The 17,212-nt window shown below is 70.9% G+C and carries 14 protein-coding genes; 7 read left to right on the top strand and 7 right to left on the bottom strand.

The window, feature by feature from the left end; translation table 11 throughout:
* Positions 1-72 precede the first annotated feature (72 nt).
* Positions 73-1,275 carry a glycoside hydrolase family 3 N-terminal domain-containing protein gene (locus ABZ484_RS18460; protein ID WP_358866937.1) on the bottom strand — a complete coding sequence of 401 codons (1,203 nt, stop codon included), beginning with the start codon at positions 1,273-1,275 and terminating at the stop codon, positions 73-75.
* A 708-nt stretch (positions 1,276-1,983) separates the two neighbouring features.
* Entirely contained in the window at positions 1,984-3,459 is a 1,476-nt protein-coding gene (locus ABZ484_RS18455) for an MFS transporter (protein ID WP_358866936.1), read from the bottom strand.
* A 681-nt stretch (positions 3,460-4,140) separates the two neighbouring features.
* Between ABZ484_RS18455 and ABZ484_RS18450 the strand changes: the two genes are divergently transcribed.
* Positions 4,141-4,791 carry a TetR/AcrR family transcriptional regulator gene (locus ABZ484_RS18450; RefSeq protein ID WP_358866935.1) on the top strand — a complete coding sequence of 217 codons (651 nt, stop codon included), beginning with the start codon at positions 4,141-4,143 and terminating at the stop codon, positions 4,789-4,791.
* A gap of 92 nt (positions 4,792-4,883) precedes the next feature.
* On the opposite strand, the gene ABZ484_RS18445 is transcribed toward ABZ484_RS18450, so the two are convergent.
* On the bottom strand, positions 4,884-6,098 hold the full coding sequence (locus ABZ484_RS18445; RefSeq protein ID WP_358866934.1) for a DUF6596 domain-containing protein: 1,215 nt from the start codon (positions 6,096-6,098) through the stop codon (positions 4,884-4,886).
* On the bottom strand, positions 6,095-6,565 hold the full coding sequence (locus ABZ484_RS18440; RefSeq protein ID WP_358866933.1) for a YciI family protein: 471 nt from the start codon (positions 6,563-6,565) through the stop codon (positions 6,095-6,097). Before ABZ484_RS18440 ends, ABZ484_RS18445 begins: the two co-directional genes overlap by 4 nt.
* Before the next feature lie 72 nt (positions 6,566-6,637).
* On the opposite strand from ABZ484_RS18440, the gene ABZ484_RS18435 reads away from it, so the two are divergent.
* Positions 6,638-8,131 (top strand): MFS transporter, encoded by a 1,494-nt coding sequence (locus ABZ484_RS18435; protein WP_358866932.1) that lies wholly within the window; start codon positions 6,638-6,640, stop codon positions 8,129-8,131.
* A gap of 190 nt (positions 8,132-8,321) precedes the next feature.
* Here ABZ484_RS18435 and ABZ484_RS18430 read toward each other — a convergent pair whose 3' ends face one another.
* Together ABZ484_RS18430 and ABZ484_RS18425 are read right to left on the bottom strand one after the other, a co-directional pair.
* On the bottom strand, positions 8,322-8,717 hold the full coding sequence (locus tag ABZ484_RS18430) for an NUDIX domain-containing protein (protein WP_358866931.1): 396 nt from the start codon (positions 8,715-8,717) through the stop codon (positions 8,322-8,324).
* 129 nt (positions 8,718-8,846) lie between these two features.
* Positions 8,847-10,094, bottom strand: a complete 1,248-nt coding sequence (locus tag ABZ484_RS18425; protein WP_358866930.1) for an MFS transporter — start codon at positions 10,092-10,094, stop codon at positions 8,847-8,849.
* A 122-nt stretch (positions 10,095-10,216) separates the two neighbouring features.
* Here ABZ484_RS18425 and ABZ484_RS18420 point away from each other — a divergent pair, with 122 nt between their 5' ends.
* From ABZ484_RS18420 to ABZ484_RS18400, 5 genes are all read left to right on the top strand, one after another.
* The gene (locus ABZ484_RS18420; RefSeq protein WP_358866929.1) at positions 10,217-10,822 is read left to right on the top strand and encodes a TetR/AcrR family transcriptional regulator; all 606 of its coding nucleotides are present in this window, start codon (positions 10,217-10,219) and stop codon (positions 10,820-10,822) included.
* A 187-nt stretch (positions 10,823-11,009) separates the two neighbouring features.
* Complete coding sequence (locus ABZ484_RS18415) at positions 11,010-12,128, top strand: PP2C family protein-serine/threonine phosphatase (RefSeq protein WP_358866928.1); 1,119 nt, start codon at positions 11,010-11,012, stop codon at positions 12,126-12,128.
* Between the two features lie 254 nt (positions 12,129-12,382).
* Positions 12,383-13,111: an IclR family transcriptional regulator gene (locus ABZ484_RS18410; RefSeq protein WP_358866927.1), complete on the top strand. Its 729-nt coding sequence runs from the start codon at positions 12,383-12,385 to the stop codon at positions 13,109-13,111.
* The gene (locus ABZ484_RS18405) at positions 13,108-14,139 is read left to right on the top strand and encodes a histidinol-phosphate transaminase (RefSeq protein ID WP_358866926.1); all 1,032 of its coding nucleotides are present in this window, start codon (positions 13,108-13,110) and stop codon (positions 14,137-14,139) included. Before ABZ484_RS18410 ends, ABZ484_RS18405 begins: the two co-directional genes overlap by 4 nt.
* Positions 14,140-14,246: 107 nt before the next feature.
* The gene (locus ABZ484_RS18400; RefSeq protein WP_358866925.1) at positions 14,247-15,737 is read left to right on the top strand and encodes a cytosine permease; all 1,491 of its coding nucleotides are present in this window, start codon (positions 14,247-14,249) and stop codon (positions 15,735-15,737) included.
* Between the two features lie 219 nt (positions 15,738-15,956).
* Here the strand turns inward: ABZ484_RS18400 and ABZ484_RS18395 are convergent, their stop codons facing one another.
* The gene (locus tag ABZ484_RS18395; protein WP_358866924.1) at positions 15,957-17,132 is read right to left on the bottom strand and encodes a teichoic acid biosynthesis protein C; all 1,176 of its coding nucleotides are present in this window, start codon (positions 17,130-17,132) and stop codon (positions 15,957-15,959) included.
* Between the last annotated feature and the right edge of the window lie 80 nt (positions 17,133-17,212).

Below are 17,212 nucleotides of genomic sequence, written 5' to 3'. Positions count from 1 at the left end.
GCTCGGGAGGGAGGGCTCGCTCGGGAGCAGCGCCGGGTCGGGAACAACGCTCGCCAGGGAGCAGCGGATCGCTCAGGAGCAGAGGTTCACGTGCCGGACGGCCAGGACGTGCCCCGCCGCGTCGACGAGGCGGCTGCGGGAGAGCTGTCCACCGTCCACCGCCTTGGTGATCGCCGTGGCGATCGCGGACGTCTGGGAGCTGACGTCGCCCTTCAGGTCGAACATGACCATGTCGGCGCCGGAGCGCAGGGCCTGGACGGCGGCGGCGGGAACGCTGAAGCCGGCGGCGGAGATCGCCTTGGCGCTGAGCGAGTCGGTGACCACCAGCCCCTTGAAGCCCAGCTTGCCGCGCAGCTCGCCGATGACGCTGGGTGACAGGCTCGCCGGGTTGGTGCCCAGGCCCGGCACGATGTTGTTGGCGACCATGATGGCCGGGGCACCGGCCTTGATGGCCGCTGTGAACGGCGGCACGGCCACCTTTTGCAGGGTCGACCAGGGCAGGGTGCGGGCGGGGCCGAAGTCGGAGTTGTAGGTGGAGCCGCCGATGCCCGGGAAGTGCTTGACGACGGGTATCACGCCACCGGCGCGCATCCCGTTCATGTACGCGACACCGGCCTTGGAGACCACCGAGGTGTTGCCGCTGAAGGACCGCCATCCGTCGGGGTTGGTCTTGCTGGGGGCCACGTTCCTGCCGTCGACGTCGACCACCGGCGCCAGGTTCATGTTCACCTGGGCGGCCGCCATCTTGGTGGCGACCTTCGTGACGTTCTGCTGGATCTGGGCCGGGGTCCAGTGCGCGCCCATGTACGCGGCCCACGGCAGGGATCCGACGAGGTTGGCCATGCGCTGGATGCCTCCGCCCTCCTCGTCGGTCATCACCAGCAGGCCGAGGTGGCCGGGCACGTGGGACTTCAGGGTGTTCAGCCGGGCGCCGAGGTCGGAGGGCGCCTTGCTGCCGAAGAGCAGCACTCCGCCCGCGCCGGCGCTCACCTCGGAGGTGGCGTCGGCCACCGAGGTCTCCGACACCGGGACGGCGACCGTCAGCATGGCCAGCCGGCGGTTCGACCACCCGGCCAGCTTCGAGCTGTTGGTGCACGCCTTGGCGGTCGCGGTGGCCGTGAGGTCCGGGGCGAGCGAGGGATGCGAGGGCTTGGCGGGACCGGAGGCCGAGGACGCGGCGGGCGGGGGGAGGGACACGCCGGGACCATTGGAGTGCGGAGTCGCCTTCGGGGTGCCGGTGCCCGCGCCGCAGCCGGCCAGGACCACCGCCGCCACGGCGGCGGCGCCCCTCGCTCTGCGGGCGCCGGCGGCCCGGCCGCGCAACCGCCGGGGTGCTGTCGAACTGCTCCGTGCTGCTGTCGCGCTGCCCCGTGGTGCTGTCGCGCTGCTCCGGAGTGCTGTCGCGCTTCTGCTGTCCCGGTACGACGAGAGATTCATCGCCCGATCTCCTTTCGGAACACGCGACGGCACCCGCCGCGCTGAGGGCCGTATGAGCATGAGGTGGGCCTCGCGAAGCGTGAGATGCGCTCCGGTCCGTTTTTGTTCGCTCGTCCGCGGGCGACGTCACACCAGCATCTCTCGTTTCGGAGTCGGCCGAAAGGCGGGCCTGGAAGACCGGCCTCGGGCGCCCACCGGCCTCCGTCAGGGCGGCCCGCGAACAGCCGAACGTGACGTACCGGTCCGAAGAGCCCCCTCGCCCGGTGGGGCCGACGGGCCCGGCGCCCGGGTCGAGACGGCGCGGCGCGTGTGGGCGGTGACGTCCCCGACGATGCGTCGGGCCCGCGAGCGGGCCCGACGGATGCCGGAACGGGCCGAGCCGGGTGCCCGTGCACTCGACGCGGGTGATCACCGTGTCGCCGTCGGCCCGCTGCTCCTGGACCGGATCTGTCTTGGTCTTGGCCGTGCCGCGGCCGGACGCGGGCACATGGTGGACGGTGGCGGTCACTTGGTGGACGCCGGCCGTCACTTGGTGGACGCTGGCCATCACTTGGCGGGGCGGGGCAGGGCGAGGCTGACCGCGGCGGCGACCAGCACGAGTACCAGCCCGATGCCGCCGACCCACTCGAAGGCGGAGGCGTACGAGCCGACGCCGTGCGGGGTGCCGAGGGCCCCGAAGAAGACCGAGCCGATCGCGGCGACGCCCGCGGCGCTCGCGAACTGCTGGGCCGTGGTGAGCACCCCGGCCGCCGCGCCGGCCTGCTGCGGGCGCACCCCGGCGAGCACCGAACCGACCAGGGCGGGCACGGCCAGGCCGTTGCCGAGGCCGATCAGCACCATCGGGCCGATCAGCCGGGCCGCGCTGGTGTGGTCGCCGGAGGCGGGCAGCACGACCAGCAGGACGACGAACCCGATCGCGGCGATCGAACCACCGGTGGTGATCATGCGGCTGCCGTAGCGGGCGGTGACCCGCTGGGAGGCCATGGACGCGCCGGAGAAGGCCAGGCCCAGCGGGGTGAAGGTGAACCCGGCCTCCAGCGGCGTCAGTCCGAGCCCCGACTGGAGCACGAGGGTCAGGGTGAACATGAAGCTGAAGAACCCGGCGAAGGTCGCGATGCTGACCACCAGGCCGCGGCTGAAGGCCCGGTCGGCGAAGAGCGACAGGTTCAGCAGGGGCTGTCCACCGCGGCGGGCCAGTCCGCGCTCCCACAGCAGGGTCAGCGCCATCGCCGGCACCGAGGCGACCAGGCTGATCCACGTCCACACCGGCCAGCCCTCGGTCCGGCCGAGGACGAGCGGCACGAGGGCCAGCGCCAGGCTGACGGGGACACCGACGGCACCGATCGGGTCGAGCGCCGGCCGCGCGGTGGGCTTGCGGCGCGGCAGCAGCCGGGCCGCGAAGCCCAGCATGACCAGGCCGACCGGCAGGTTGACCAGGAAGATCACCCGCCAGCCGAGGCCCGCCACGTCCGCCTCGAGGAGCGCCCCGCCGAGCACCTGTCCGGCGACCGCGCCGACGCCGACCGTGACGCCGAACCAGGACAGCGCCCGTGCCCGCTCGGCGGGCGGGAAGGTCGCCGTGATCAGCGCCAGCACCTGGGGCACCATGGCGGCGCCGGTCAGGCCCTGGACCAGCCGGGCGGCGACCAACTGGCCCGGCGTCTGGGCGATGCCGCACAGCAGCGAGGCGACGGTGAAGGCGATCGTGCCGGTGAGGAAGACCGCGCGGGCGCCGTACAGGTCGCCGAGCCGGCCGCCGGTGACCAGACCGCTGGCGTAGGTGAACGCGTAGCCGGCGACGATGAGTTCGAGCGCGGCCTGCCCGGCGTGCAGACCGTGCTCCAGTGACGGGGCGGCGACGTTGACCACGTAGAGGTCGAATTGCGCCATGAACATGGCCGCCAGGATCACCGGCAGCATCAGCCAGCGCTTGGCGTACGGGCCCGAGTCGGCCTCGGGGACCGGGGCGGGCGCCGCCGGGGCCTCCGAGGCCGCGGCGGCGTCCTTCTGGGTGAGAGACATGGCAGTGGGGTTCCTTCTGGAGTGGTGGTTCGTGGTGGGGCCTCAGACGGCCTTGGTCCATCACGGCGATCTCCTCGATCACCTTGCGCATGTCGTACGGGCGGTCGCCGTCGGCCGGGCCCAGGTCGAGAAGCGCCTCACAGGGCGGGTCGGCCGGGTCGCTGCATCTGGGCGCGGACCGCGTCGAGTTCGGCCGCCCTGCCGCGCAGGTGCGTGGTGCTGCGGCGGTGCGGCCGGAGGTAAGCGGGGCTGAGTAGCCGTCATGGGGATGTCTCCATCGCGGAGTTCGACGCGACCGGAACCGGTCGACCCGACGGATCAAACATACACTCGGGTTCATTGAACAGCTAGAGACTAAAAATAGATCCAGATACAAAAAGATCGACCGGACCCACCCTCGAGGCGGTCTTCGCCGAGATCGTCGGGAACGGCCTGCCACTCCAGCCCGCGATCAGTGGACAGGTCGACATGCTGCGCACCGCCCGCCGAGCGGCACGTGTGGCGGCGCGGCGGGTGCGCCGTCGCCCGGCTGCGCCCGGTCGGCGGCCCCACGGCCGCGGACGCTCGGCACGTCAGGCAGCACCCCTGCCCCTCGAATGCGACTGCACGACATACTTGAACTGTGGTACATCAATTTGGAGGGGGAGGGATCTGATCACCAACCAGCAGAACGGAGTCACTGTGAGCGCGACGGGAGCAGTGGACCAGGCGCCGGCCCCACTGGGCCGACGGGAACGCAACAAGATCAGGACGAAGGAGCGGCTGTACGAGGCGGCCCTCACCCTGTTCACGGAGCAGGGCTACGACGAAACCTCCATCGACGAGATCGCGGAACGGGCGGACGTCGCGCGCGGCACCTTCTTCAACTACTTCCAGCACAAGGAAGACCTGCTTCGCACCTGGGGGGAGAAGCGACGCGGCGCCCTCACGACGGCCCTGGCCTCGGACGGCCTCGGCGGCGGCTCAGCCGCCGAACAGCTGCGCCACTGCATGACGGTGCTCGGCCGGATGAGCGAGGAGCACCAGAAGGAGACCGGCGCCCTGCTCATGGCCTGGGTCCGAGCGGGACACCCCCTGGTCGAGGAGCCCTACCTCGCCGACCTGTTCGCCCAGATCGCGGCCACGGGCATGCAGCGCGGCGAGTTCCGCGAGCGGGTCGCCCCCGAGCACGTCGGCAACGCCCTTCGTGATCTTTACCTCGGCGCCCTCTACCGCTGGTGCGGTCGCCCCGAAGGCTCGACCGGCACGCTGACGAAGGAACTGCTCGCCGCCCTCGACCTGATGCTGCACGGCCTCGTCTCCCCGGCCACCCCCGAGGAGACCACCCGCTGACCCACCGAACCCGGATACCGGAGGGCGGCTCTCCGCCACCGGATCGCGGGCAGCGCCTGAGCGGCGACCGACCGACCGTCCACGGGCAGTGGCTATGGTCTTACCCGGCCGGCCCGTGACTCCAGATAACGTTGTTCGGCAAGGCTGGCGGTGGCCTTCGCGGCGCGCCGGTAGTGCTCGTAGGCACCGGCCGTGTCGCCGATCTGCTCCAGCAGATGTGCCCGTACGGACAGCAGCCGGTGATGCCCGGCCATCCTCGCGTCGCTGTCCAGGGCGGACAGCAGGGCCAGCCCGGCCGTCGGGCCCTCGGTCTCGGCGAGCGCGATGGCCCGGTTGAGCGTGACCACGGGGTTGGGTGCGATTCGTTCGAGAATCAGGTAAAGGGCATGCACCTGGGGCCAGTTGGTCTCCTCGGCGGTGGCGGCGTCGGCGTGGGTGGCGGCTATGGCGGCCTGCAGTTGGTAAGGCCCCAGTGCCGGGCCGGCCAGCGACGCCTTGACCAGCTCGGTGCCCTCCTCGATCAGCTCGCGGTCCCACTTCGTACGATCCTGTTCGTCCAGCGGGATCAGGTCGCCGGCCGCCGTCGTACGTGCCTGCCGCCGGGCGTGGGTCAGCAGCATCAGCGCGAGCAGCCCGGTGACCTCGCCGTCCTCGGGCAGCTGCGCGTGCACCATCCGGGCCAACCGGATCGCCTCCTGCGCCAGGTCGGCGCGGTGCAGCTCGCTGCCCGAGGAGGCGGTGTAGCCCTCGTTGAAGATCAGGTACAGCACGTGCAGGACGACCCGTAGCCGCTCCTCCAGCTTCGGGCCCTCCGGCAGGGTGAACGTGCTGCCGGCGGCCTTGATGCGCTGCTTGGCCCGGCTGATCCTGGCCGCCATCGTGGCCTCCGGCACCAGGAACGCGCGGGCGATCTCAGCCGTGGTGAGGCCGCCGATCGCCCGCAGCGTCAGCGCCGTCTGAGAGGCCGGAGTCAGTGTCGGATGGCAGCACAGGAACAGCAGGACGAGCGTGTCGTCCGTGTCCGGTACGTCCTCGGGCACCACCTCGGCGGCGGCCGCCACCGACTCCCGCTCGCGGCGCGCGTGGTCGCTGCGCATCCGGTCGATGAGCCGTCGGGACGCGACGGTCATCAGCCAGCCGCGCGGATTGTCCGGCACTCCGTCGGCCGGCCACTGCACGGTGGCGGCGAGGACGGCCTCCTGCACGGCGTCCTCACATCCTTCGAACTGGCCGTGCCGGCGTACGAGCGTGCCGAGGACCTGCGGCGTCAGTTCCCGCAGCAGGTCCTCGAAGGCCGGTGCTGTCATGCCTCCAAGTGTCCGTCAGCGAACATCACCTGGCGCACCTCGACCCCCAGACCCTCGATCGCGGCGTCCGGGATCTGCGCCGCCAGCTCGATCGCCCGCTCCTTGTTCTCGCAGTCGATCAGGTAGAAGCCACCCAGATGCTCCTTGGCCTCCAGGAAAGGCCCGTCGGTCACCACCGGCTGGCCGTCGCGCACGGTCACCACGGCTGCCTGGGACGGGTCGACGAGGGCCTGCGTGGTGATGAACTCGCCGGACTGCTTCAGCGCCTCGATGAACTTGCCGTGGCCGTCACCGATCGCCGCCTTCTCCTCGTCGGTCAGCGCGTCCAGCACGGCCGGGTTGATGTGCAGGCTGATCAGGAACTGCATGTCGTACTCCTCGTGGTTCGCGAGCCCCGGCGGGGCCCTTCGCCCGGTGGTCGGAGCCGCCGCCGCCGTCTTGACATCGACCACCGGAGAATCTCGCACGAATCGATGTCAAGGATCGCTCGGCCGCTCCGACCGACAGGCGAAACGTCGAGAGAACAGAGAGTTTCGGATATGCGAGTCAATCGGGCGTGGCTGGGGCTGGTCCTCCTCATGCTGCCGACTTTCCTCGTCGCGTTGGACACGACGGCGCTGCTCCTCGCGCTCCCGCGGCTGAGCGCCGACCTGGGGGCGGACAGCGTCGAGCAACTGTGGATCAGTGACAGTTACGGTTTCGTGGTGGCCGGCATGGTCATCACGATGGGCACGCTCGGCGACCGGATCGGCCGCCGGCGACTGCTGATGATCGGGGCGGCGGCGTTCGCGGTGCTGTCGGTCGTGGCCGCTTTCGCAGTCGACCCGCTGATGCTGATCGTCGCGCGTGCGCTGCTCGGTGTCGCCGGCGCGACTCTGGCGCCGTCGACCCTGGCGTTGATCACCAGCATGTTCCGTGACGAACGCCGGCGAGGGAAGGCGATCGCGATGTGGGCGACCTGCCAGTTCGCCGGCGGCGCGATCGGACCCGTGCTCGCCGGGTTCCTGCTCCAGTACTTCTGGTGGGGCTCGGTGTTTCTGGTCTCGGTGCCGGCGATGGCCTTGCTGCTGATCGCAGGGCCGGTCCTGCTGCCGGAGTTCCGCGGTGACCGGGCCGGACGGCTGGACCCCGCCAGCGTGGTCATGTCACTCGCAGCGGTACTGCTGATGATCTACGGCATCAAGCAGCTGGCAGCCGAGAGCGCGCCGCTCGTGCCGGCCGCCTCCCTCGTCGTAGGCGCAGCCATCGGATTCGTGTTCGTACGGCGGCAGCTGCGGCTGGCCACGCCGCTGCTGGACCTGCGACTGCTGCGCAATCGTCCGTTCACGGCCGTGCTCCTCGCCCTGGTCTTCGCCGGCATCGCCATGGCCGGGACGGGCCTCCAGGTGACCCAGTACCTGCAGAACGTGCTGGGCCACTCCCCGGCCGCGGCGGCGGTGCTGTTCGCGCCCATGGGCCTGGGCGTGGCGGCCGGCACCATGGCCGCACCGGCGCTGGCCAGGCGGATGAAGCAGACGACCGCGATCGCCGGCGGGCTGGTGGTCTCGGCGCTGGGCGGCCTCCTGCTGGTCGGCGTCGACGGTACGCGCGCCCTGCCGCTGGTGATGACCGGCATCGCCGTACTGGCGCTGGGCACCGGGCCGCTGTTCGCGCTGGGCACCGGGCTGATCGTCGGGTCCGTACCACCGGAGCGCGCCGGGTCGGCGGCGTCGATGTCGGAGACCGGCAACTACTTCGGCGGTTCTCTCGGTTTCGCGCTGCTCGGCGTGGCGGCTGCCGTGGTCTACCGCAGCCGGATGGACGGCACGTCCGACTCGCTGGCCGGCGCGGTCGCCGCCAGCCGACACCTTCCCGCCCGCCAGAGCGCCGGCCTGCTGCACACCGCGAGGGAGGCGTTCACCGCCGGCCTGCACCTCACCGGTGTCGTCGCCGCGCTCGTCTTCGCCGGGCTGGCCGTACTGATCATCACGATGCGCCCGGCGATGCGGACCACCCCGGCCGCAGTTCCCGGCTACGAGACGACGCGCTCATAGACGCGTCGACCCGTCACGCAGCGCCTGGGGCAGGCTCCGGTGAGACGGGTGACGGTGTCCTCGACGCCTTCCTCGTCCAGCGTGGAGCAGGACCTCGACCGTCCGGCCGCCCGACACGTCGACGACGGCTTAAGCGGAACATCTTGTCGTGCTCCTCGATGAAGGGGCGCTGTCGACGGCAGTGCCCTGCTCAGAACAGCGACCCCGCCTCGTTGAGGTGGTCGAAGACGGCCTGGCTCGCGGTGGAGACCCGGTGGCGGTCGCCGTAGCTCAGCCAGGCCAGTTCCTCCACCTCGCTGCGGGGCGCGAGCCGACCGGTGTAGTCGCCGGTGAAGCAGGTCATCCGTACCGTCACGCCCGGGTCGCGACCGTCGGCCTGGGCCTCGAACGTGCCCAGCGGTGACACGCTCTCGGCGCGGAGGGAGACGCCGACCTCTTCGGTGACCTCCCGCACCAGCGTCTGCACGTCGCTCTCGCCCGGCTCCCGCTTGCCGCCCGGCAGGTAGTAGAGATCCTTGCCGCGGGACCGCGCGCACAGGACGCGTCCGTCCTCGATGCGGACCCAGGCCACCTTGTCGATCACCACGGCCGTTCCCTCGCTGTCCTTCGCTCCCCCGTGCTGCTCCGGCCCGTGCGGACAGCACCGTCGACGTTACCCATCCGTCCGTCGGCGGACCAGCCGACTCCGTGGCGCCGCTCCTGGTGAGTGGAGCTCTCAGAGGGTGGCGTGTTCTCGTACGGGCTCTTCGTGTCCGGCCATGTGCCGGGTGGTTTCGCCGGACTGACGCTTGGTCGGCGTCGTGACGAACGAGGCTGCGGCGAGACAGGCGACGACGGCGCCGTAGCCCACGGCCGTGTGGAGCAGGCCGAGGTGTGGCACGGTGAAGCCCGCGACGACCGCCGGGACGCTGAAGGCGAGGTAGCTCACCACATAGACGGCGGCGAAGAGTTCGGCGCGCTCGTCGGCGGCGGCGAGCGGCGCGACGCTCGAGAGCGCGCCGAGGAACGCGGCGCCGAAGCCGAAGCCGGCCAGTGCGGTCATCGCGAAGAAGAGCGCGACGCTGTGCAGGCCGAGCGCGGCGAGGGTGCCGAGCACTCCGAGACAGAGCGCGGCGGATCCGAGCCGGTTGGTCCGCCGGGCCGGGTGGCCGCGCAGCAGGACGGAGCCGAGGGTGCCGGTCGCAGTCAAGGTGGTGATGACGAGGCCGCCCACGAGGTGGTTGTGCAGGTGCAGGACGCCGAGCGCCAGCGACGGGGCCAGAGAGAGGTACAGGCCGCCGAGCGCCCAGACGGCGATCAGGCCCGGCAGCGCGCTCAGGAACGCGCGACGGGCCGTACGCGGCACGCGCGCCCGGGGCGACAGCGAAGCGAGAGCGCCCGGGCGGCGCCCGGCGGTCTCCGGTATCAGCGTCAGCGCGGCGGCCGCTGCCACGAACCCGGCGATGAGCAGCGCGAAGACCAGCACCCGCGGCGCCGGGGCGTACTGGACCAGGAGGCCGGAGCCGAAGGCGCCGACGGCGAGGCCGAGCGTGGAGGCCGCACCGTTGACGAGCGCGCCGAACCGTGGGTTGTGCTCCGGTTGCAGATCCACCAGGACGGCGGAGAGTGCGCCGGTCGCGGCGCCCGTGGCGAAGCCCTGCACCGCGCGGGCGGCGAGCAGAAACCCGATGCCGTGGGCCTCGGCGAAGAGCAGCATCGCGCTGGCTTCCAGCAGCAGCGAGCCGTAGAGCAAGGGCTTGCGGCCCAGGTAGTCGGACAGTCCGCCGACGGTGGTGAGCGCGAGCAGCAGGAACAGTGCGTAGACGGCGAAGACGACGGTCAGCATGCCGGAGGAGAAGCCCCAGGCGGCCTGGTACACGACGTAGAGCGGGGAGGGTGCGGCGGCGGCGAAGGTCAGCAGCAGCAGGGCCGCGGCGGCCAGCCAGAAGGCCGGCGTCCGGGAGAGCCGGACAGGACTCGACATGAGGACCTCAAGGAGAGTGCTTCGACCCCGGCAGGGAGCCTTAAAGCAAATCGAATGGCGTTAGCGGGAGAGTACACACAGCTCCACCGCTAAAGCCAACAGAATTGCATTAGCATGAGGGAGTGAGCGCCGAGCATCCCGAACCCCGTCCTTCGGCCGGTCCGGTCCGTCGTGAGGGCGGGCGCAGCGCGCGTGTGCGCGCGGCGGTGCACAAGGCCGTGGCCGAGCTACTCGCCCAGGGCGGCGCCGAGCAGCTGAGCATCCCTGTCGTCGCGACCCGCGCGGGTGTCAACCCGACGTCGGTCTACCGACGCTGGGGCAACATGAGCCGGCTCCTGGCGGACGTCGCGGCCAGCAGGCTGCGCCCGCACGACCCGCCGCCGGACACGGGCAGCCTGCGGGAGGACCTGCTCCGGTGGGCCGAGCAGACCCGGGCCACCATCACCACTCCGGACGTCCAGGCACTGCTGCGTCACTCCGTCAGCCAGGCGGCGACCACCCCCGGGCCGACCCCCCGTATGGCCGCGCGCGAGCAGCAGCTCGCCACCATCCTCGCCAACGCCGAACAGCGCGGAGAACGGACACCGACCCTGAACCAGGCCCTGGACTACCTCCTCGCCCCGCTCTACCTCCGAGTCATCCTCAGCCTCGGCCCCGTCGACCCCGACGGCACCCGCCGCCTCGTCGACGACCTCCTCCGCCACTACGCCGGTGGCTGCACGGCCTGACCAGGTCACAAGGCGTGCCGGCCCACTGCGGGCCCGCCGCCCCGCACGAGAAGCGGGCCGAGGGCGACGACCGCCCCGATCTGCCGTGCAACGCAGGACGTTCCGCGCACGGCCTGGCTGGCAGGCATCGGCCGGTATCGGGGAGTGTGGAGGGCACAGGTTCCGACCGAGACGGCGGGAGCGGCAGGTGACACGTCCTGACGAGGGCCGGGCCCGGCCTGGTGTTCCGCCGGGCGGCGGCCGCCTGCTGCCGCTCCTCCTGCTCGTCGTCGGCGTCGCTCTCGACCTGTCCACACCGCGGGATGTGAGCGCCGCGGCGTGCTTCTCGGCGGCTCCGGTGGTCGCCGCACCGTTGCTGTCGCTGCGCGGGACCGTGCTCGTGGGGGTGACCGCGTGCGCCACCGACCTGGGAGTGATGGCGTACTTCGGCGCTCTGCGGGACGCGGGCGCCTACAGCGGATGGGTCACCATCGCGACGATGGCGGTGCTCGCCGTCTTCCTCAACCGCCTGCTGCACCGCCGCGAGATGCGGCTGCGGTCGGCACGGGGCGTCGCCGTCGTCATGCAGCGTGCCGTGCTGCCGCAGCCGCCCCCGCGCATCGGGCCGCTGCTCATCGCGGCTCGTTACGAGGCTGCCCTGGCCGACGCGGAGCTCGGCGGCGACCTGTATGCGGTGCAGGACACCCCGTACGGGGTGCGCTGCCTGATCGGCGACGTGCGCGGCAAGGGACTGGGCGCGATCGAGGCGGCCACCGTCGTGCTGGGCGCTTTCCGGGAAGCGGCCGAGCGGGAACCGGCACTCACCGGGCTCGCGGAGTGGATCGAGCAGACCCTGCTCCGGGAGGCCGCACGGCGGCAGGGGCTGGATCAGGCCGAGGACTTCGCCACCGCTGTGCTGGCGGAGATCCCGCGGCCGGGTGACCGGGTACGCCTGGTCAACCTCGGGCACCCCGCACCGCTGCTCCTGCTGGAGGGGGCGGTGCGCCCCCTTGAGCCCTCACGGACGGCCCTCCCCCTGGGCCTGGCACCGCTCGGCGACGACACCGGCCACGTCGACACCGTGGCCTTCCCCGAGGGAGCCAGCCTGCTGCTGTTCACCGACGGGGTCACCGAGGCCCGGGATCTCGGCGGCGCTTTCTACGATGCCGCCGCCCGGCTCACCGGGCACATCGCGGAAAGCCCGGACGTGCTGCTGGACACGGTCCTCGCCGATGTCCGCAGGCACACCCGCGGGCGCGTCACCGACGACATGGCTCTGCTCGCCCTCACCCACGTCGGAGGCGCCCCCGCCGCCGGCCCGAACTGAACCCGCCCGAACGGCCGCCGAGGAGCGGCCACCCGCGACCGCCGCAGTGATCACCTGGTCCGTACCCGACACCCCGGCCGTCGTCACCGCCCGATTCCTGGTGACCTGACGGTGTCGGCTCCTGGTGACCTGACGGTGTCGGCTCCTGGTGACCTGACGGTGTCGGCGTGCGCCGACCGTTGACATGGCGGAAATTCGATCCCTACGATCGTTCGCATAAACGACCGTTATTCGTATATACGAACGGAGCGGTGATGCAGGCCAGTTCGGTCACCCGGGCGCTGTGGATTCTGGATCTGATCGCCCATGCGGACAGGCCGGTCCCGCTGCGGCACATTGCCGAAACGCTGGAGATTCCCAAGAGCACGGCACACGGCATCCTCCGAGACCTGGTCCGGGAGCGGTTCCTCGACGTGCGGGAACCGGCCACCTACACCATCGGGATCAAGGCCTTCGAGGTCGGAGCCGCACACCTGCGGACCGCCGGCCTGGACGGCTTGATCGCCGGGGAGCTGGCCCGCCTGTCACGGGCGCTGGACGTCACCGCGCACTACGCGGTGCTCGACGGCACGGAGGCGGTGTACCTGTACAAGCAGGACCCGCCGGGTCCGGGCGTCCAGCTGGCCAGTTCGGTCGGCGCACGGCTGCCCTCACACCTGACGGCCGTGGGCAAGTGCTGCCTGGCCTGGCTGGAGCCGGCGCAGGCGACCGCGCATGTGGCCTCCGCCGCGGCCGACGATCGCGCGGCGCTCGCCGCGGAACTCACCGACGTCCGCAGCCGCGGCTACGCCACCGACCACGGCCGGGTCGCCGACGGCATCGAATGCGTGGCCGCCCCTGTCTTCGACGCCGCCGGCCCCAAGGGCGCCGTGGGCGTCAGCTATCTGCGCGGCAGCGCGTCGCGCGTCGAAGACACATTCGTCGAACACGTCCAGCAGACCGCGCAGCGGCTGACATCCATACTCGGAGGAACCCCGCAGTGATCCGTCCCAGACCCTGGCTGCACGCCATCCACCCTTATCGGCCCGGGAGCCACGCCGTCACCGCCGACGGCTCGATGGCCTCGAACGAGTCACCGCTCGGCGCCAGCCCGCAGGTCGCCCTGGCCGTGGCGGCCGCCGCCGGGGCGGCCCACCACTACCCCGACCCGCTCGCCGACACGCTGCGCGCGGAACTCGCGCACCGGCACGACATCGACCCGGACCAGATCCTGGTCGGCAACGGCTCCGACGAGCTGATCTACCTGCTGGCGTGGGCCTACCTGGCACACGGCGGCCACGCGGTGTGCGCCGACCCGGCCTACCGCATGGACGAGATCAGCAGCATGGTCGTCGACGCCCGACTCACCCGCGTACCCCTGCGCCGGTGGACCCACGATCTCGACGCGATGGCGGACATCGACGCCGACATCGCCTACGTCGTCAACCCGCACAACCCCACCGGCACCGCCCACACCCACTCCGCCCTCGAGCGGTTCGCCGAGAACTGCCGGGCGCATCTGGCGGTCTTCGACGAGGCGTACATCGACTTCACCGACGACCCCGACACCACCACCGCCATGCCTCTGGCCCGCGAGGGCCGCGCCGCGGTGCTGCGCACCTTCTCCAAGATCCATGGCCTGGCCGGGCTGCGCGTCGGCTACCTGGTGGCGAGCAAGGAGATCGTCGAGACCTTGCGCACCGTCCGAGCCCCCTTCTCGGTCAGCACCCTGGCCCAGGCCGCCGCGGTCGCCGCCCTGCGGGACGAGCCGCACCGACAGGCCGTGCGAAGGCACACGCTGGAGCAGCGCACCGTACTGACACAGCTGCTCACCGATGCCGGCTACCAGGTCGTGCCCTCCCAGGCCAACTTCGTCCTGGTCCGCGCCACCGACGAGGACGCACTCGTCGACGGTCTGGCCGCCCACGGCATCAGCGTCCGACCCGGCAGCACGCTGGGCGTTCCCGGCACCGTCCGCATCAGCGTCCCCACCGCCAAGGGCCTGAGCCTGCTCCAGCAGGCCCTCGGCTGACCCTGCGCCTACCCGCACACTCAACGACCCACCACACTCAACGACCCACCACGCTCAACGCCTCACCACGCTCAACGTCACCACGCCCACCGAAGGAGCCGACCGGCATGAGCCCCGCAGACCCGCCCAGAACCGCCCCCGTCCTTGAGCAGCGCACCATCGACGTCGTCCCTGAGGGGGAACGACACGGCACTCCCTTCAGCCAGTTCACGCTCTGGTTCGGGGCGAACATGCAGATCACCGCAGTCGTCAACGGCGCACTGGCGGTCGTCTTCGGTGCCGACCCGCTGTGGGCCGTCGTCGGCCTGCTGGTCGGCAATCTGCTCGGCGGCGCCGTCATGGCCCTTCACTCCGCGCAGGGCCCCCGTCTCGGACTGCCGCAGATGATCTCCAGCAGGGCCCAGTTCGGGGTCCTGGGCGCCGTGCTGCCCCTGGTGCTGGTCATCGTCATGTACCTGGGTTTCGCGGCGACCGGCACCGTACTGGCGGGGCAGGCCGTGGACGAGATAGCGCACACCAGCACGCGTGCCGTCGGCATCGTCGTCTTCGCCGCGCTGACCGCCGTGGTCGCCGTGCTCGGCTACCGCTGGATCCACGCCCTCGGGCGCGCCGCCACCGTGCTCGGCGCCCTGGGCTTCGCCTACCTGGCGATCCGGCTGGTGACCACGGTGGACGACCTCGGCAGCCTGTTCGGCGCCAAGCCCTTCGACGGCGCGACGTTCCTCCTGGCCATCTCGCTGGGCGCGGGCTGGCAGCTCACCTACGGTCCCTACGTCGCCGACTACTCCCGATACCTGCCCCGCAACACCTCACCGCGCGTCACCTTCCACTGCACGCTGTGGGGAAGTGTCGTCGGCTCCCAGTGGTCCATGACCTTCGGAGCGGTACTCGCCGCGCTCCCGGCCGCGGCCGGGGCCGGCTTCCTGGACAATCAGGTGGGTTTCCTCGGCCACCTCGGCGGCGGAGGCGCCATTGCCGTACTGATCTACCTGGTCATCGTCGTCGGCAAACTGACCGTCAACTGCCTCAACGCCTACGGCGGGTTCATGTCGATCCTGACCACCGTCTCCGCGCTCACCAACGAGCGCCGCGTCTCCCAGCGGACCCGGACCCTCTACATCACCGCCTTCCTCGCCACCTCCATGTTCATCGCCCTGCTGGCCAGCAACGACTTCCTGAACAACTTCAAGAACTTCGTGCTGACCCTGCTCATGGTGTTCACCCCGTGGAGCGCCATCAACCTGGTCGACTACTACCTGATCTCCCGGGAACGCGTCGACATCCCCGCCCTCTACGACCCCGACGGCCGCTACGGACGGTGGAACGCCGTCGCCCTGGCCTGCTACGCCATCGGCGTCGTCGCCCAGATCCCCTTCCTCGCGCAGACCCTCTACACCGGACCGGTCACCACCGCGCTCGGCGGAGCCGACATCTCCTGGATCGTCGGCCTGGTGGTCACCGCGGCGCTGTACTACGCCCTGTACCGCAAGCGCTCGCGCGCACCGCAGCGCATGGTCTACCCCGACGGCTTCCTCGACACCGGGCAGTCCCTCGGGCAGACGGACACGACCCGGCCCGCGGCCGAGACCGGCAGCTGAGTCCTGGCAGGCAAGGGGACCGAGCAGCACCCTGCCGGTCCTTCGGCTCCCCAGCCGTGGCCGTGTCCCCGGCGGCGTCGCCGCCGGGGACGCCGCCGTCCTCGCGCGCCGAGTCGGTGGTCAGTGAACTGGTCACCAACGCCGCCCAGCGCCGAACAACTGACCGCCGACGACGCCGGTTCGGGGAGCCGGGGGCCACGCCCCGGGTCACCGGACGCGTCACGAGGGCTGAATGAGCCCGGACTTGCCGTAGATGGTCGCCAAGCGTGCGCCTTCCGGGCCCGAGGCGAATCCCATGCCGATGCTGAATACGCCGGGCTCGGCGAGATCCGGAATGTAGACCCCGAGACCTTCGGGTTCGCGGTAGTCCAACGTGTACGCGGCCGCGGTGTAGCACGGATTGACGTTGACGTTGAAAGGGGAAGGCGGGGCCGGGGAGAAGGCGCCCGTGGTGAGGTCCACCGAGCTGATGAACGTGTTGCCGATGTCCGGCTGGGAGATCACCACGTCCTGACCGTTGATCTTCTCGGTCGAGCCGTAGGAATTGCCGTGCAGCATGTAGAGGTATCGGCCGACGACGACATAACCCTGGAGGAACGGGTGGCCGTACGTGGTGAGAGGCCACCCGGGGACCGCGGTGATGTCCGGCTCGTCGATGACCGCGAGCGGCTCGCTCCAGATGCCGAGGCGCGCCAGGTCGAGATCGTGTACCTGGTACTTCTTGACTCCGTCCGTGTCCTGATAGCGGACGACGAGTCGGCCGTAGACCGGATCGATGCTGGCCGTGTTGACCGTGGAACCGGACACCGGCGTGTATTTGGCGAGGTCGGCGGAGGTGGAGTCGAGCACCTGGCCATTGGTGAAGGGGAAGCGGGCCAGGCGCCGGCCGCGGCTGGTGCCGTCGCTCAGTGCGACAGCGTCGACCTCCGTCCACAAGTAGGCCGAGCCGCCGACCGGTTCGACACCGAAACTCATCCCATGACCGAAACCACGCAGGTACATATAGCCGAGAATATTGCCGGCCATATCCCACTTGGTTATTGTCAGGTCGCCGTGCAGATTGCGGTCCGCGCTGCTGACCGGGGCGGACTCACCGGTCAGTTTCAGACCTCCCTGCGTCACCTGCGCCAGGTATATGTGTCTGTTGGCGTTGTCATATCCGAACGACTGGATGATGGTGGCGTCCTTGGTGGCCTTTCCGCGTATCCAGTTGTTCGACGCGCTGTTCAGATCAAGCCTCGGGGAGGGCACCAACAGGGCCGAGCCCGGGGCGGGAGAAGTGGCGGCCGAGGCCGTTCCCGCGCCGAGGGACGTGGTCGCGGCGGTGAGCGCACCGGCACCGCCCAATGCGAGCAGGGAGCGGCGGCTGGGACGAACGTTTCTGTCCGAGTTCATAGTGCCTCATCTAATACTCCAGCACGTCCCATACGCCAGCGATCGCGATTCCTCGCGTCGGAGGGAAACTTGGGGACGGA

The organism is Streptomyces sp. NPDC006393 (assembly GCF_040628575.1).
In the GTDB taxonomy this organism is placed as follows: domain Bacteria; phylum Actinomycetota; class Actinomycetes; order Streptomycetales; family Streptomycetaceae; genus Streptomyces.
Note: the sequence above shows the minus strand (reverse complement) of the source record. Positions and strands in the feature narration are given on the sequence as shown.

Coding starts and splice junctions, on each gene's coding strand:
- ABZ484_RS18455 (WP_358866936.1), bottom strand. CDS start 3,459: ATGTCTCTCACCCAGAAGGACGCCGCCGCGGCCTCGGAGGCCCCGGCG.
- ABZ484_RS18445 (WP_358866934.1), bottom strand. CDS start 6,098: ATGACAGCACCGGCCTTCGAGGACCTGCTGCGGGAACTGACGCCGCAG.
- ABZ484_RS18435 (WP_358866932.1), top strand. CDS start 6,638: ATGCGAGTCAATCGGGCGTGGCTGGGGCTGGTCCTCCTCATGCTGCCG.
- ABZ484_RS18425 (WP_358866930.1), bottom strand. CDS start 10,094: ATGTCGAGTCCTGTCCGGCTCTCCCGGACGCCGGCCTTCTGGCTGGCC.
- ABZ484_RS18410 (WP_358866927.1), top strand. CDS start 12,383: ATGCAGGCCAGTTCGGTCACCCGGGCGCTGTGGATTCTGGATCTGATC.
- ABZ484_RS18400 (WP_358866925.1), top strand. CDS start 14,247: ATGAGCCCCGCAGACCCGCCCAGAACCGCCCCCGTCCTTGAGCAGCGC.
- ABZ484_RS18395 (WP_358866924.1), bottom strand. CDS start 17,132: ATGAACTCGGACAGAAACGTTCGTCCCAGCCGCCGCTCCCTGCTCGCA.